The following is a 15,638-nucleotide window of genomic DNA, read 5'->3' on the forward strand; positions in this document are numbered from 1 at the left end:
GGCATCAAGAGACTGGCGGCTACCGTTGCCTGAAGGAAGGACCCCGTCCTCGTCACCGTCACCTCGACCGCGCCCGCCGCATCCAATCTGAGCCACCTGCTTCGCAAGCACCCGGATCGAGCGCAGGCATTTCCGCTGAGTGTCGGAACAGCGCACGTTTTCTACCCTGAGGTGTCCGATGAACGTTGCACGGTGGCGCTGATCCTCGAAGTCGACCCCATCGGTCTGGTGCGCGACAAGCGCTTCCGGGGAAGCGACGCGGCCACACTCGCCCGTTACGTGAACGACCGTCCATATGCGTCCTCCTCCATGGTCGCCGTCGCGCTGGGCCAGGTCTTCCGTACGGCCATGAACGGGACGAGCGAGTCGTTTCCCGAGCTCGCAGCATCCGCTTTGCCCCTCGAGATCACCGTGGCGGCCGTGCCGGCCAGGGGCCGCGACACCGCCGGCCTCGTCACGCGACTGTTCGAACCGCTCGGCTGGTCCGTCACTGAGACGCCGATCCCGTTGGACCCGGCGTTCCCGGAGTGGGGCGATTCCGTCTACGTCGACCTCGTGCTGCGCGGTGAGGTCCGGCTCAGCGACGCGCTCCGGCACTTTTATGTGCTGCTGCCCGTGCTCGACGACGCCAAGCACTATTGGGTGTCGGACGATGAAATCGGCAAGCTCCTGCGCGCTGGCGTTGGCTGGCTGCCTCACCACCCCGAGCGCGAACTCATTACGCGCCGCTACCTGGCGCATCAGCCGTCGATGGTCAACGAGGCCACAGCACGGCTTTCCGCGGACACCCGGTTGAACGACCTCGACGACTTGCCTGCGCCCGACCTGGCAGAGCCGAGCGAGCAGTCCGGCTCGGCACCGCTGGCCCAGCAGCGCGCCGAGGCCGTGCCCACGGCCCTGCACGACGTCGGAGCGCACACGGTGGCCGATGTCGGATGCGGCGAAGGCGCCCTACTGCGGCGGCTCACAGCGGATGCTGCCTTCACGACGATCGTCGGTTGCGATGTCTCGGCGAGCGTTCTGGTCAAGGCTGCGCGAACGCTCAACCTGCGTGAGGCCAGTGATAGACAGCACGAGAGGGTGCACCTCGCGCAGTCGTCGGTGACGTACCAGGACGACCGCATCGCCGGCCTCGACGCGATCGTGCTGATGGAGGTGATCGAACACCTCGACCTGGAGCGGCTCCCGGCGCTCGAGTCGGCCGTGTTCGGAGCAGCCGCTCCCGGCGCGGTTATCGTGACAACGCCGAACGCCGACTTCAATGCCCGGTATGAGTCCTTGCCCGCCGGCTCGTTCCGGCACCGCGATCACCGATTCGAGTGGTCCAGGGCCGAATTCGCTGCCTGGGCGGCTGAAGTCGCGGCTCGCCGCGGCTACTCGGTCGAGTACCGCACGGTCGGCGACGTCGACGTCGACGTCGAACTCGGCTCCCCGACCCAGCTCGCCCTGTTCCGCAAGACCACCAACCTATGACACGCCTACCTCTTCCCAACCTGTCGCTCGTGGTGCTCGTCGGTGCCTCCGGCTCAGGAAAGTCGACCTTCGCCGCCACGCACTTCGGACAGTTCGAGACACTGTCGAGCGACTTCTTCCGCGGGCTCGTCTCCAACGACGAAAACGACCAGGCTGCGACGTCCGCAGCGTGCGAGGCGCTCCGGTTCGTCGCGGGAAAACGCCTCGACGCTGGGCTCCTGACCGTTATCGACGCCACCAACGTGCAAGCGGATGCTCGCCGCTCACTCGTAGCGCTCGCGCGAGCACACGACGTCCTACCGGTCGCCGTCGTGCTCGACATGCCGCAGAGCGTCTGCGTCGGGCGCAACGCCGCGCGCGCCGACCGCACGTTCGGGGCATCCGTCATCAAGCGTCAGCGCGATCAGCTTCGACGTTCCCTTAAACAGCTCGGCAAGGAGGGCTTCCAGCGGGTCCACATGCTATCCGGGCTGGACGAAATCGCGGCCGCGGAGTTCGTTCGGGAACCCCTTCTCAACGACCGTTCCGACGAAAGCGGCCCGTTCGAAGCCATTGGCGACGTGCACGGCTGCTGCAGTGAGCTCGAGGCGCTACTGGGCAAGCTCGGCTACGAGCTCATGCGCGATGACGAGGATCGCCCCATTGACGCCGTGCACCCTCAAGGGCGCCGCGCGATCTTCCTGGGCGACCTCATCGACCGCGGCCCCGATACCCCCGGAGTACTGCGACTCGCCATGGGCATGGTCGCGGCCGGCCACGCCCTGGCCGTGCCGGGCAACCACGAGGCGAAGCTCGTGCGCGCGCTAGACGGAAAGAAGGTGCAGACGAGCCACGGCCTCGCCGAGACGGCCGCGCTGTGGTCGGAATTCTAGACATCCTGGTTGCTCTTCGATGCCGAGCTGCTTCCTTGGTCGCTCAAAGCGGGGCCAATGATCCGAGAGCAGTACGCGAGCGTCGCAGCCGCGGCAACGAGCGCTCTGCCGGCCGCGTCGCGGGTTCTCCAGGCCGCCGTCGACCGGGGTGTCGACGTGACCGACCTGCTCGCCCGCACGCAGCACCGCGCGTCTAACGCCGAGGCCTACCGAGACTCCTACCGGCGTTACAGCCAGCCGGTGTCTGGGCTGGACGGCGTGCAGCTTGCCCCGTTCCAGCTGCTCGCCTCAGAAGGAGCAAGCCAACTGGGGCAGGATCACTCCTGGCACCTCGCTATCGCCGACCGTCTCGCCGCCGCAGACGAGGAGCTCATCCGTCGCACCCGGCACATCGACGTCGACCTGACCTCGGATGAATCGGAGGCCGCGGCCACGACCTGGTGGGAAGATCTGACCAATGCCGGTGGTGAAGGCATGGTGGTGAAGCCGGTCGCCGGCCTCGTTCGCGGAACGCGATCGCTCGCGCAGCCGGGCATCAAGGTGCACGGGGACGAATACCTGCGGATCATCTACGGACCTGATTACCTCGATCCAACCAACCTGGTGCGCCTGCGCGACCGGGATGTCGGGCACAAACGCTCAATGGCGCTCCGCGAGTACGCACTCGGCGTCGAAGCGGTCGAACGGTTTGTCGCCGATGAGCCGCTCTGGCGCGTGCACCAGGCCGTCTTTGGCGTGCTTGCTATGGAATCAGAACCGGTCGACCCCCGGCTCTAAACCAAAACCAAAGGCCCCACCAGCGTGTGCTGGGGGGCCTTCAGGACGAACACGTGCTACATGGCGAAGCCGAGGGCTCGCATCATGTCGCGACCGTCGTCGGTGATCTTCTCCGGACCCCACGGCGGCATCCAGACCCAGTTGATGCGAAACTGGTCGACGACACCATCGAGGGCCTCAGCCGTCTGCTCCTCGAGCACATCGGTCAGCGGGCAGCCGGCCGAGGTGAGGGTCATGTGGATGATGAGCGCGTTGTTCTCGTCGTCCCAGCCGAGGTCGTAAATGAGCCCGAGGTCGACGACGTTGATGCCGAGTTCCGGGTCCATGACGTCTTTGAGGGCCTCTTCGATTTCGTCGAAGCGAGCCGGACTGAGTGTTGAGGCCATAGGACTAGCCTACGTTCGACGGGACAAGAAAGCGATCGTAGCCCTCGTCCTCGAGGCGGTCGGCGAGCTCGGGGCCGCCCTGTTCGGCGATGCGTCCGTTGACGAACACGTGCACGAAGTCGGGGTGGATGTAGCGCAGGATGCGCGTGTAGTGCGTGATGAGCAGAAGTCCGAGGCCGGTGTTGGCCTTGGCGCGGTTGACGCCCTCGGAGACGATCTTGAGTGCGTCGACGTCGAGTCCGGAGTCGGTCTCGTCGAGCACGGCGAACTTGGGCTTGAGGAGTTCGAGCTGCAGGATCTCGTTGCGCTTCTTCTCGCCACCGGAGAAGCCCTCGTTGACGTTGCGCTCGGCGAAGGTCTTGTCCATGCGCAGGTTGGTCATCGACTGGCGAACATCCTTGATCCAGGTGCGGATCGGTGGGGCTTCACCCTCAATGGCCGTCTTGGCCGTACGCAGGAAGTTCGTGACGGTCACTCCGGGAATCTCAACCGGGTACTGCATGGCGAGGAAGAGACCGGCGCGGGCGCGGGCATCCACTGTCATTTTGAGTACTTCGGCGCCGTCGAGCAGGATGGAGCCGCTCTCGACGTGATACTTCGGGTGGCCGGCGATCGTGTAGGCGAGGGTGGACTTGCCGGAGCCGTTCGGGCCCATGATGGCGTGGATTTCGCCCTCGTTGATGGTGAGGTTGACGCCGCGCAGAATCTGCTTGGTGCCCTGGTCGGTCTCGACGCTGACGTGCAGGTCTTTGATTTCAAGAACAGACATGAATGTCTAATCCCTTTCTAAATTCTTTAAGTTGGTGGGGGCGGTACTGCCTGAGCAGGCCTATACCGCGACGGTGACGGACGGATCGACGAAGACGAACCCGTCGATGAGTTCAACGTTGTAAACCGGGACCGGATCATACGCCGGCAGGGACAGCGGCTTGCCCGTGGTGAGGGAGAACATCGAGCCGTGGGCCCAGCATTCGAGCGTCTGGCCTTCCACGAATCCCTCGGACAGGGAGATGTCACCGTGCGTGCAGGTATCACCGATGGCGAACACGTCGCCGGCGGCGTCACGCACGAGGGCGATAGCCACCCCGTCGATTTCGACCTTGACGGCCTGGTTTACTTCGAGCTCATCGAGAGCGCAGATCTTCGTTGCGGCCATGCTTACTTGTCGTCCGTTCCAATAAGTTCGGCTTCGATTGCGAGCTGCAACCGAGCTTCAAGTTCGGGGGAACCAATCTGCTGCACGACCTCGGTGAGGAATCCGCGCACGACCAGGCGCCGCGCTTCTTCCTCGGTGATGCCGCGAGACTGAAGGTAGAACAACTGCTCGTCGTCGAAACGTCCGGTGGCACTGGCGTGACCGGCTCCGACGATGTCGCCGGTTTCAATCTCTAGGTTGGGGATGGAATCGGCGCGGGTGCCCTCGCTGAGTACGAGGTTGCGGTTCTGCTCGTAGCTGTCGGTGCCAGCAGCCTTGTTGCCGATCAGCACATCACCGATCCAGACCGTGCGGGCGTCCTGGCCCTGCAACGCGCCCTTGTAGTTGACCCGGCTGCGGCTCTTCGGAGCGTCGTGGAAGACGTACACCTGCTGTTCCAGGTGCTGGCCGGCATCCGCGAAGTACAGGCCGAGGAGCAACGTGTCCGAGCCGGGTCCGGCGAGACGTACCGACGGGTTGACCCGCACGATACTGCCGCCGAGCGAGACGACGACGTGCTTGAGCCGCGCGTCACGACCGATGGATGCGAAATGGTTAGCCAGGTGCACCGCCGAGTCGTCCCATTCCTGCAGGGAAACGACCGTGAGGTTCGCGGACTCGCCGAGGATGATCTCAACGTTTTCGCTGAGCCGGGCGTCACCCGTGTTCGCCAGGATGACCGTGGCCTGGCTGAACGGCTTGGCCTCGATGATCGTGTGGGCGCCGCGGGCAGTGTTACCGAGGGCCGATCGGGTGACCGTGATCTCCTTGGCTTCCTCGCCGCTGACCGTGATGGCGAGGGCGTCATCGAAGACGCCCCAGGCGTTGGCTGCGGCGCGTTCTTCCGGCAGACCGGCAGTCCCGATGCGGGCATCCGTTCTGGGCACCCACTCAACCGAGATATCGGCCGACGGGGTTGACTCGATGAGGTAACGCGAGCCGTCGAGATCGCCGGCGGTGAGGTCGGTGAATTTAGCGACGGGCGAGTGCTTCCAGACGGCTTCGCGGCCGGTGACGGCCTGGAAGTCGGCAACGTTGACGCTTTTGAAACGGTCAGAACGGGTTTGCACCGGCACGTAGCCGAAACGTCCGTCGGAGTGTTCTTTGATTCCGTGCTGGCCGACCGGAAGAGTCGACGCGCTGGCAGCAGGTGTGGATGGTTCGGGCACAGTTTTTGAAGCGCTCTTCGAAAGCGCTGAAGCGGCGGACATTTAGCCGACGGATCCTTCCATGCCCATTTCAATGAGCTTGTTGAGTTCGAGGGCGTACTCCATCGGGAGCTCCCGGGCGATCGGTTCGATAAATCCGCGAACGATCATGGCCATGGCCTCGTCTTCGGGCATACCACGGCTCATCAGGTAGAACAGCTGCTCTTCGCTGACGCGGGAGACGGTGGCCTCGTGGCCGAGCTGCACGTCATCTACACGGATGTCGATGGACGGGTAGGTGTCGGAACGCGACTGGGTGTCGACCAAGAGAGCGTCGCAGCGCACGGTGTTGGCGGAGTGGTGCGCGGAGGCATCCACTCGAACCTCACCGCGGTACCCGCTGCGCCCGCCGCCACGGGCGATGGACTTGGAGACGATCGACGACTGCGTGTACGGAGCCATGTGGATCATCTTCGCGCCGGCATCCTGGTGCTGGCCGGGGCCGGCGAAGGCCACCGAGAGCGTCTCGCCCTTGGCGTGCTCGCCCATCAGGTAGATGGACGGGTACTTCATGGTGACCTTGGAACCGATGTTGCCGTCGATCCATTCCATCGTGGCGCCTTCGCCGGCCGTGGCCCGCTTGGTGACGAGGTTGTAGACGTTGTTCGACCAGTTCTGGATGGTCGTGTAGCGAACGCGAGCGTTCTTCTTCACGACGATCTCGACCACGGCGGAGTGCAGCGAGTCAGACTTGTAGATCGGGGCGGTGCAGCCCTCGATGTAGTGCACGTAACTGCCCTCGTCGGCAATGATGAGCGTGCGCTCGAACTGGCCCATGTTCTCCGTGTTGATGCGGAAGTAGGCCTGCAGCGGAATCTCGACGTGCACGCCGGGCGGCACGTAGACGAACGATCCCCCCGACCAGACGGCCGTGTTGAGCGCGGCGAACTTGTTGTCGCCGGAGGGGATGATGGTGCCGAAGTACTCTTCGAAGAACTCCGGGTGCTCCTTGAGCGCCGTGTCGGTGTCCATGAAGATGACGCCCTGGGCTTCGAGCTCCTCGTTGATCTGGTGGTAGACCACTTCAGACTCGTACTGCGCTGCAACGCCGGAGACGAGGCGCTGACGCTCAGCTTCTGGAATTCCGAGCTTCTCGTAGGTGTTCTTGATGTCGTCGGGCAGGTCTTCCCAGGTCTGGGCCTGCTTCTCCGTTGAGCGCACGAAGTACTTGATGTTGTCGAAATCGATCTCGGAAAGATCGGCGCCCCAGGTGGGCATGGGCTTGCGTTCGAACAGCTGCAGAGCCTTGAGCCGTCGCTGCAGCATCCAGTCCGGCTCGGATTTCAGGTTCGAGATGTCAGTGACAACCTCGGGGGAAATACCACGGCGAGCGGATGCTCCGGCCTTGTCTGAATCGGCCCACCCGAATTCGTAGGTGCCAATCCCCTCAAGGTCGGGACGGTCTAGCAGGACATCCGACATTATTACCTCTTCTCTACCCATCACAACCCGGATATTAGTCCGGTCATTCCCGCACGGCCGCCGTACTGATCAACTCGATGGAGCTGAATTCAGTGGAGACCACGAGGAACGGGTTGTGTGGACAGCTACGTTGCGTACCTAGAATATTCATGGAACTAAAGATTGATCTCCATGGAGTTCCCAATTCTACAGGTTGATCAGCAACATACGCGTTCTTGCGGTCGATTCACATTTGTACAGGGCACGATCAGAGGGCGCGCGTTCATAAGTTTGACAGAGAGAGCAGAACCGGTGAATCCGAAGTACCTACGGCTACCCAGTGTTATCGACGGACGGATTCGGGTGGTCGCCTGGCTGTCGCTCGTGACGGAAATTTTGATTGTGGGAACCGGCGGGGCCGTTCGTCTCACCGGCTCCGGGCTCGGCTGCCCCACCTGGCCGACCTGCGTAGCCGGCTCGATCGTGCCGACAGAGGAAATGGGGATACACGGGGTCATCGAGTTCGCTAACCGCTTGATGACCGGTCTGATCGGCATTATCGCCATCGCGGCCATTGTTCTGCTCTGGCGCTTGCGCACCCAGCGCAAGGATCTGTTCACTCTCGCAGTGATTCTCGCCGCCGGCGTTCTCGCCCAGGCACTCGTCGGCGGGGTCACCGTGCTGACCGGGCTGAACCCGTTCATTGTCGGTTTCCACTTCACGGTGTCGCTGATCATGGTATGTATTGCCACCGTTCTCGTGCACCGGGTCTACCTTGCTCCGGGGCCGCGTGCCCGTGTTGTTCCCGCTGGTTTTGCCAGGCTCGCCCACGCTACGAGTTTCGTCGTCGCACTCACCGTGCTGATGGGGGTACTGACCACAGCCTCCGGACCGCATTCCGGCGATGCGGACGCCGGACGTACCGGCTTCAACGCCGAGTTGCTCGAACACCTGCACGCCTGGCCGGGCTACGCGACGCTGGTTTTGACGGTCGTGCTGCTCGTGGCGTCCGTTCGCGGCAAGCTGCCGGTGCGCTCATTCGTCGTCACGCTCCTGATGATCGAGCTCGTGCAGATTGTGGTCGGGCTCCTGCAGGCCAACCTGGGACTACCGCCGCTGTTGGTCGGCCTGCACATGGTTCTGGCCTGCGTGCTCGCGGCCGCCATGACCCTGGTTGTGCTGAACCTCAAGGCTCCCAGAGAAGTCACGGCCGAGGTTCCGGAAACGGCACACGAGCAGGTTCGTAGCTAACAGATCACGACCCCGAAACGACAACTTCCGCGCCATGAATATGACTCTGCAGGGGTGAGAAGACAGCTTTAGCCCCCTCAACTGCTTTGATGGGGCCGAGCGTGTCGTCTCGCGCGGCTGATGGGGCCGAAGGTGGCAACTCGTAGGGCCTAGACCTCCAATTAGCAATTGCCGCGCGGCACTCCCCGGACGAGAGCCGCCGGTGTACTCTCCAGACATGCATGTCGCACCGGGAGCCAAATCAAAGCCGCCAGACGACGCGGCGCACCTTGCCCTGTACGGCCCTCCGGTATTCGGTTTTGTGCGTCAGCCGCGCCTGCAGGAACGCGGCTGGAGCTGGTACGGCAACCACGGCCGCACCCTCGAAGCGCAGGCACACTACTGGCTCGCTGACCCCTCCGGCAATTTCTGGTTCGAGGATTCCCCGTCCGGTCCGGTTGGCATCGCCGAACTGCGCGGCTTCGTCTTCACCGATGTGCCGGGCTCCACCAATCGCGGCGGCGACCCCATCCGAGATGCACTCAACCAGCACCTGCAGTACATCGTGATGAACTACGCCAAGAACCCGTACGACTTCGGGTCGCAGTTGTGGGCCGAACGGCACACGCATCAGCAGTCGGAGATTGAACTCGCCCTGGCACACCGGTCGAACCTGGTCATCGACGACACGGCGCTGGCAGCTATCACCGTGACGGCCTTCGACTTCACGGCAACGGCGATGGCCCTGGCCGGACGGGTGGTCACTGTCGTGATCCATTCGGCCGACGTCGGCAAGATCGATACCCGACTCACCCGCAGGGTCTAGCGCCACCTAGAACGGAAGCAGCGGATCCACTCCGACGGCCACGAACAGCAGCGTCAGGTAGGCGATGGATCCGTGGAAGACACGCATCGGTGACACATGCTCGTGCCGAATCGCGAGGCTGTACAGGCGATGCGTCTCGTAGATGAACCAGCCACCCGTGACCAGGGCCGTAAAGCTGTAGAGCAGGCCCATGTCGCCGATCGGAATCAGCAGAAGCGAGCAGGCGACCGTGGCCCACGCGTACAGGATGACCTGCAGGCCCACCTGCGCCCGACCACGCACGACGGAGAGCATCGGAACGCCAGCGGCCTGGTAGTCGGCTCGGTATTTCATAGATAGCGGCCAGTAGTGCGGCGGTGTCCACAGGAAGATGATCATGAACAGAATGACCGGGGGCCAGGACAGTTCACCGGTCACCGCCGCCCAGCCGATGAGCACGGGCATACAACCGGCCACACCGCCCCAGACGATGTTCTGCGGGGTACGACGCTTGAGAATGATCGTATAGAACACGACATAGAGCAGAATCGCGCCGAACGACAGCGCAGCGGCCAGCCAGTTGGTCAGCAGACCCAGCCACAAAATGGATGCCGCGCCCAACGCCCACGCAAAGATCAACGCCTCGCGGTCGCTGAGTTCTCCAGTAACCAGGGGGCGATTCTTGGTGCGCTTCATGAGACGGTCGATATCGCGATCGAGGTAACAGTTGAAGGCACCAGCGGACCCAGCGCTGAGCGACCCACCGACGAGCGTCGCGAGAATCAGCCAGAGACTGGGGATACCGCGCTCGGCGAGCAGCATCGTGGGCGCCGTCACCACCAGAAGCAACTCGACCACTCGCGGTTTAGTGAGAGAGATGTAGGCCTTGAGGGTGCGGTTCAGTGTGCGCGGTCCGCTCCGGACCGGGGTCTTCAGGGCGACGTCCATTAATCCTCTAACGCTAGGCAAGTCCTCTCATTCTAGGACACGCCCTGAGCAACGCTCCACCGAGGACCAATCCGGAATGTGTCGTCATGTCACGTCATTTCGAGCGTCCCCTGACATTCGTCCGTATACTTGTAGTGCTCCCCACAGTGAATCAGTAGTTCGGCGAGCCCCCGGGTGGGAGATGGCTGCACCAGTAGGCCAACTCGCTGGGGGTGATGTTTCGCCTGCAGTCCGCTTCAGATGGCGCGACCGGCCGGTGACACGACTGCCGACACTTGCACAACTATCAAAGGATGGGTTGAGCTCAACCCGCCTTCGCTTCAATGAAGGGTTACGTGACGTGGCAGCTTTCCAATGGGATTCCGTTGACGATCAGGCGGTTAACACCGCACGCATTCTGGCGGCCGACGCCGTGGAGAAGGTTGGGAATGGGCATCCGGGCACCGCGATGAGTCTCGCTCCCGCTGCCTACCTTTTGTTTCAGAAGATCATGCGCCGCGACCCGGCCGACAACGAGTGGATCGGTCGTGACCGGTTCATTCTCTCGGTCGGCCACAGCTCGCTGACGCAGTACGTGCAGTTATACCTCGGCGGCTACGGCCTCGAGTTGGAGGACCTCAAAGCCCTGCGCACCTGGGGTTCAAAAACCCCCGGCCACCCGGAATACGGCCACACCGACGGCGTTGAAATCACCACCGGCCCGCTCGGCCAGGGGCTGGCATCCGCTGTCGGTTTCGCCTACGCGTCGCGCTTCGAGCGCGGTCTGTTCGACCCGGATGCCGCCACCGGCGCCAGCCCGTTCGACCACTTCGTCTACGTCATCGCTGGCGACGGCGACCTCCAGGAAGGCATCACGAGCGAGGCATCCTCTCTCGCCGGCCACCAGCAGCTCGGCAACCTGATTGCCATCTACGACAGCAATCAGATCTCGATCGAGGACGACACGAACATCGCTTTCACCGAGGATGTCGCCGCACGCTACGCTGCCTACGACTGGCACGTGCAGACGGTGGACTGGAAGAAAACCGGCTCCTACGTCGAAGACGTCGCCGAGTTGAACGCGGCCATCACGGCCGCCCAGAACGAAACGGGTAAGCCCAGCCTGATTATCCTCAAGACCATCATCGGCTGGCCGAGCCCGAAGAAGCAGAACACCGGCAAGATCCACGGTTCAGCCCTCGGCGCCGAAGAACTCGCCGGCGTCAAGGCCGTTCTGGGATTCGACCCGGAAAAGACCTTCGATGTCGCCCCCGAGGTCATCGCCCACACCCGCCTGGCCCTGGAGCGCGGCGCGACCGCACACGCCGCATGGACCGTGCAGTTCGACGCCTGGGCCGCCGCCAACCCGGAGCGCAAGGTTCTGCTCGACCGGGTATTCTCCGGCGACCTGCCGGACGGCGTCGACGACGCCCTCCCGGTCTTCCCTGGCGGCACCGCAGTCTCCACCCGCGCGGCGTCGGGCAAGGTGCTCACCGCGCTCGGCGGTGTCATCCCCGAGCTGTGGGGCGGCTCGGCCGACCTCGCCGAATCGAACAACACCACCATCGGCGGCGCAGCCTCGTTCATTCCGAGCGAGCACTCCACCGGTGAATGGACCGGAAACTCCTACGGTCGGGTGTTGCACTTCGGCATTCGGGAGCACGCCATGGCCGCCATTCTCAACGGCATCGTGCTGCACGGCAACACCCGCCCGTTCGGCGGCACGTTCCTCATCTTCAGTGACTACATGCGCCCGGCCGTTCGTCTGGCCGCTCTCATGAAGGCGCCGTCGATCTTCGTCTGGACCCACGACTCCGTCGCGCTCGGCGAGGACGGCCCCACCCACCAGCCGATCGAACAGCTCGCGACCCTGCGTGCTATTCCGGGACTCGACGTGGTGCGCCCCGGCGACGCCAACGAGACCGCCTGGGCCTGGAAGACCATCCTGGAACGCCGGGGCGGCCCGGCCGGCATCGCCCTGACCCGCCAGAACATTCCCGTCTACGAGCGTGGCGAGGGCGCAGCATCCGCTGAAATCTTCGCCTCCGCGAAGAACGTCGCCCGGGGCGCATACGTGCTGGCCGAAGCAGCCGGCGGCACCCCCGACGTGATCCTGATCGGGACCGGCTCCGAAGTTCAGCTCGCCGTCGACGCCCGCGCCCAGCTCGCCGCCGAGGGCATCAACGCCCGCGTCGTCAGCGCTCCCTGCCTGGAATGGTTCGAAGAGCAGAGCAGCGAGTACCGCGAATCGGTACTGCCCGCCGCGATCACCGCCCGCGTCTCGGTCGAGGCCGGCCTCGCGCTGACCTGGCGTGGCTACGTCGGCGACGCCGGCCGCAGCATCTCGATTGATCACTTTGGGGCATCCGCTGACTACCAGACGCTGTTCCGCGAATTCGGCATCACAACCGAAGCCGTCGTCGCCGCCGCCAAGGAATCAATCAGCGCGGCCTGATGTTGCCCCTTACGTCTCCACTAAACCGCTACAGCATCGCTGCCTGAAGGCAGCAGTATTAGGAGAATTTGACAATGACTACCCCCTCCCCTCTCGCCCAGTTGTCCGCCGCCGGCGTCAGCATCTGGCTAGACGACCTCTCCCGTGAGCGCATCAACTCCGGCGGGCTGCAGGACCTGATCAAGAACAGCAACGTCGTCGGTGTCACCACGAACCCGACTATCTTTGCCGGCGCCCTCGCCAAGGGTGAGGCGTACACCGAGCAGGTTGCGACCCTGGCCGCTGCCGGTACGAACGTGACCGACGCGGTCTTCGCCATCACCACGGACGACGTTGCCGCCGCATGCGACATCTTCCGCCCGGTCTACGACTCGACCAACGGCCAGGATGGCCGCGTCTCGATCGAGGTCGAGCCGAGCCTCGCCCGCGATGCAACTGGCACGGTTGCTGAAGCCCAGCAGCTTTGGAAGAAGGTCAACCGCCCCAACGCGATGATCAAGATCCCCGCGACGGTTGAAGGACTGGAAGCCATCACGGCGACCATCGCTCTCGGCATCAGTGTCAACGTCACCCTGATCTTCAGCCTGGAGCGTCACCGCCAGGTCATCAACGCCTATCTGGCCGGACTCGAGCAGGCCAAGGCGGCTGGCATCGACCTCTCCACGATTCACTCGGTTGCGTCGTTCTTCGTGTCGCGCGTCGACTCCGAGATCAACGCCCGCCTCGAGGCGATCGGCACCCCCGAAGCCCTCGCCCTGAAGAGCAAGGCCGGCGTCGCCAACGCCCAGCTCGCCTACCAGGTCTACGAGCAGGCATTCAGCAGCGAGCGTGCGCTGGGCCTGATCAAGGCCGGCGCCACCAAGCAGCGCCCGCTCTGGGCGTCGACCGGCGTCAAGGATGCCAGCCTGCCCGACACCCTCTACGTGACCGAGCTGGTCGCCCCCGAGGTCGTCAACACCATGCCGGAGAAGACCATGCAGGCCGCCGCCGACCACGGCGTCATCCCGGCCGACTCGGTCACCGGCTCCTACGCCGCCGCGAACGCCGTCCTCGACGCGCTGGCGGCCCAGGGCGTCTCCTACGACGACGTCACCCGTCTGCTCGAAGAAGAAGGCCTGTCCAAGTTCGAGGTGTCCTGGAACGAACTGCTGGACACCGTGCAGACCGCTCTCACCGCCGCGTCGACCACCGTGGTCCCGACCAGCTCGGCAGTCTAATGAGCTTTCGCATCTCGGTGAGTGGCGCTGCAGCTGACGCCGTTCGCGTCACCGTGCCCACCCTGGTCACAGACCTGGTCGCCTCCGGCATCACCGCCCTCGACCCCTCCCTCTGGGGACCGGAAGCCGAAGCTGAGGCCGCGTTGCGTCTCGGCTGGACGGAGTCCGTCGCGGTGTCCCGCCCCCTCGTGGCCGAGATCGTGGAGCTGCGGGCAACTCTGCAGGCTCGCGGCGTCACCCAGATTGCCCTCGCCGGCATGGGGGGCTCGTCGCTCGCGCCCGAGGTCATCACCCGCACGGCCGGCGTGAACCTCACCGTGCTCGACGCGACTGACCCCGGTCAGGTGTTGTCCGCGCTGAAGGATAACCTGGCCGAAACGGCCCTGGTCGTCTCGTCCAAGAGCGGTTCGACCGTCGAGACCGACAGCCAGCGTCGCGTGTTCGAGCGTGCGTTCCGCGCCATCGGCATCGACCCGGCTGAACGCATCATCGTGGTGACCGATCCGGGGTCGCCGCTCGAGGCATCCGCTCGTGAAGCCGGCTACCGCGTCTTCAACGCCGACCCCACCGTCGGCGGACGTTACTCCGCGCTGACCGCCTTCGGCCTGGTGCCATCGGGCCTGACCGGTGTTGACGTCGGTGCGCTTCTCGACGAGGCCGAGTCCGTCGCGCTGGCTCTGGCCGTTGACTCGCCGGAGAACCCGGGACTCGTTCTGGGGGCGGCGATCGCCGCCACCAGCCCGCGCCGCGACAAGCTCGCGATCGTCTCGGACGGCACGCACATTGTGGGCTTCGCTGACTGGGTCGAACAGCTGATCGCGGAATCCACCGGCAAGCTCGGCACCGGCATCCTGCCGGTCGTGCTGGAACTGGATGCTCCGGAACTGACCGAAACGCTGCCCGACCTGCAGCTCGTGCGCGTTGTGGCTGACGCCGGCACCGAGCTGTTTAGCGAAACGGGCGACGAGATTCGCGTCAGCGGAACCCTCGGCGCGCAGTTTATGGTCTGGGAATACGCCACGGTCGTTGCCGGCCGTCTGCTGGGGATCAACCCGTTCGACCAGCCCGACGTGGAGTCGGCGAAGATCGCCACGCGTGGTCTGCTCGACGCCCGCCCCGCACCGGAGCCGGCCGCGTTCATCGCGGACGGCATCGAAGTGCGCGGCACGCCGCACGTCATCGGAGCGGCAAGCGATCTCGCCTCGGCGATCGACGCCCTGCTCGAAGAGCTCGGCCCCGACGGCTACGTCGCCGTCCAGGCCTACGTCGACCGTCTCGCGCTGCCGGAACTGGCCGAGATTCGCACCAGGCTCGCCACCCTGTCGAAGCGTCCGGTTACCTTCGGTTGGGGACCGCGCTTTCTGCACTCCACCGGGCAGTTCCATAAGGGCGGACCGGCAACGGCCGTCTACCTGCAAATTCTGGCCACGCCGGCCGAGGATCTCGACATTCCCGAGCGTCCGTTCACTTTCGGCGAACTCATCCAGGCGCAGGCCAGTGGCGACGCGAGCGTGCTCGCCGAGCACGGGCGTCCGGTGCTGACGTTGACCCTGACCCAGCCCAAGCAGAACATCAGCACGCTGTTCGACGCCCTAGGCTAACCAACCGGGGTTCCTCTCCGCCACCGGCCGCGAGGAACCCCACCCGCTTCTGCACCACCTGCGTTTTTCGTGTCCTCAATTTTCTGCACTG

13 protein-coding genes and 1 pseudogene are annotated in these 15,638 nt (G+C 64.4%); 8 read left to right on the forward strand and 6 right to left on the reverse strand.

Annotated elements, in window-relative coordinates; all coding sequences use genetic code 11:
- Window positions 1-45: 45 nt before the first annotated feature.
- From E3T29_RS02755 to E3T29_RS20610, 3 genes and pseudogenes are all read left to right on the forward strand, one after another.
- Window positions 46-1,473: pseudogene (locus tag E3T29_RS02755) on the forward strand (3' terminal RNA ribose 2'-O-methyltransferase Hen1); the annotation flags it as partial.
- Window positions 1,470-2,345: an AAA family ATPase gene (locus E3T29_RS20605; RefSeq protein WP_241987605.1), complete on the forward strand. Its 876-nt coding sequence runs from the start codon at window positions 1,470-1,472 to the stop codon at window positions 2,343-2,345. The pseudogene E3T29_RS02755 and the gene E3T29_RS20605, both read left to right, overlap by 4 nt.
- A 9-nt stretch (window positions 2,346-2,354) precedes the next feature.
- The gene (locus E3T29_RS20610; protein WP_370449098.1) at window positions 2,355-3,122 is read left to right on the forward strand and encodes a hypothetical protein; all 768 of its coding nucleotides are present in this window, start codon (window positions 2,355-2,357) and stop codon (window positions 3,120-3,122) included.
- A gap of 56 nt (window positions 3,123-3,178) precedes the next feature.
- Here E3T29_RS20610 and E3T29_RS02765 read toward each other — a convergent pair whose 3' ends face one another.
- The 5 genes from E3T29_RS02765 to sufB are packed head-to-tail and all read right to left on the reverse strand — an operon-like array spanning window position 3,179 to window position 7,333.
- Complete coding sequence (locus E3T29_RS02765; RefSeq protein WP_092107875.1) at window positions 3,179-3,508, reverse strand: metal-sulfur cluster assembly factor; 330 nt, start codon at window positions 3,506-3,508, stop codon at window positions 3,179-3,181.
- A gap of 4 nt (window positions 3,509-3,512) precedes the next feature.
- Window positions 3,513-4,277, reverse strand: coding sequence for a Fe-S cluster assembly ATPase SufC (gene sufC, locus E3T29_RS02770; RefSeq protein WP_134343983.1), 765 nt, complete (start codon window positions 4,275-4,277; stop codon window positions 3,513-3,515).
- A gap of 60 nt (window positions 4,278-4,337) precedes the next feature.
- Complete coding sequence (locus E3T29_RS02775; protein WP_092340113.1) at window positions 4,338-4,664, reverse strand: non-heme iron oxygenase ferredoxin subunit; 327 nt, start codon at window positions 4,662-4,664, stop codon at window positions 4,338-4,340.
- Window positions 4,665-4,666: 2 nt separating this feature from the next.
- A complete protein-coding gene (gene sufD, locus E3T29_RS02780) occupies window positions 4,667-5,914 on the reverse strand; it encodes a Fe-S cluster assembly protein SufD (protein WP_134343984.1) in 1,248 nt (415 codons plus the stop codon).
- Window positions 5,915-7,333, reverse strand: a complete 1,419-nt coding sequence (sufB, locus tag E3T29_RS02785) for a Fe-S cluster assembly protein SufB (protein WP_092340111.1) — start codon at window positions 7,331-7,333, stop codon at window positions 5,915-5,917. It lies immediately after the preceding gene.
- Between the two features lie 291 nt (window positions 7,334-7,624).
- Here sufB and E3T29_RS02790 point away from each other — a divergent pair, with 291 nt between their 5' ends.
- On the forward strand, window positions 7,625-8,563 hold the full coding sequence (locus tag E3T29_RS02790) for a heme A synthase (RefSeq protein ID WP_241987607.1): 939 nt from the start codon (window positions 7,625-7,627) through the stop codon (window positions 8,561-8,563).
- A gap of 217 nt (window positions 8,564-8,780) precedes the next feature.
- Window positions 8,781-9,368, forward strand: coding sequence for a hypothetical protein (locus E3T29_RS02795; RefSeq protein ID WP_134343986.1), 588 nt, complete (start codon window positions 8,781-8,783; stop codon window positions 9,366-9,368).
- A gap of 6 nt (window positions 9,369-9,374) precedes the next feature.
- On the opposite strand, the gene E3T29_RS02800 is transcribed toward E3T29_RS02795, so the two are convergent.
- Window positions 9,375-10,295 (reverse strand): heme o synthase, encoded by a 921-nt coding sequence (locus E3T29_RS02800; protein WP_104090348.1) that lies wholly within the window; start codon window positions 10,293-10,295, stop codon window positions 9,375-9,377.
- Window positions 10,296-10,635: 340 nt separating this feature from the next.
- On the opposite strand from E3T29_RS02800, the gene tkt reads away from it, so the two are divergent.
- The 3 genes from tkt (at window position 10,636) to E3T29_RS02815 (ending at window position 15,547) form a co-directional block, all read left to right on the forward strand.
- Window positions 10,636-12,729, forward strand: coding sequence for a transketolase (gene tkt, locus E3T29_RS02805; RefSeq protein WP_134343987.1), 2,094 nt, complete (start codon window positions 10,636-10,638; stop codon window positions 12,727-12,729).
- A 74-nt stretch (window positions 12,730-12,803) separates the two neighbouring features.
- Complete coding sequence (gene tal / locus E3T29_RS02810; protein ID WP_134343988.1) at window positions 12,804-13,946, forward strand: transaldolase; 1,143 nt, start codon at window positions 12,804-12,806, stop codon at window positions 13,944-13,946.
- Window positions 13,946-15,547, forward strand: coding sequence for a glucose-6-phosphate isomerase (locus tag E3T29_RS02815; RefSeq protein WP_134343989.1), 1,602 nt, complete (start codon window positions 13,946-13,948; stop codon window positions 15,545-15,547). The genes tal and E3T29_RS02815 overlap by 1 nt, the downstream gene beginning before the upstream one ends.
- Window positions 15,548-15,638: the final 91 nt, after the last annotated feature.

Source organism: Cryobacterium sp. TMT1-66-1 (genome assembly GCF_004403435.1).
GTDB lineage: Bacteria > Actinomycetota > Actinomycetes > Actinomycetales > Microbacteriaceae > Cryobacterium > Cryobacterium flavum.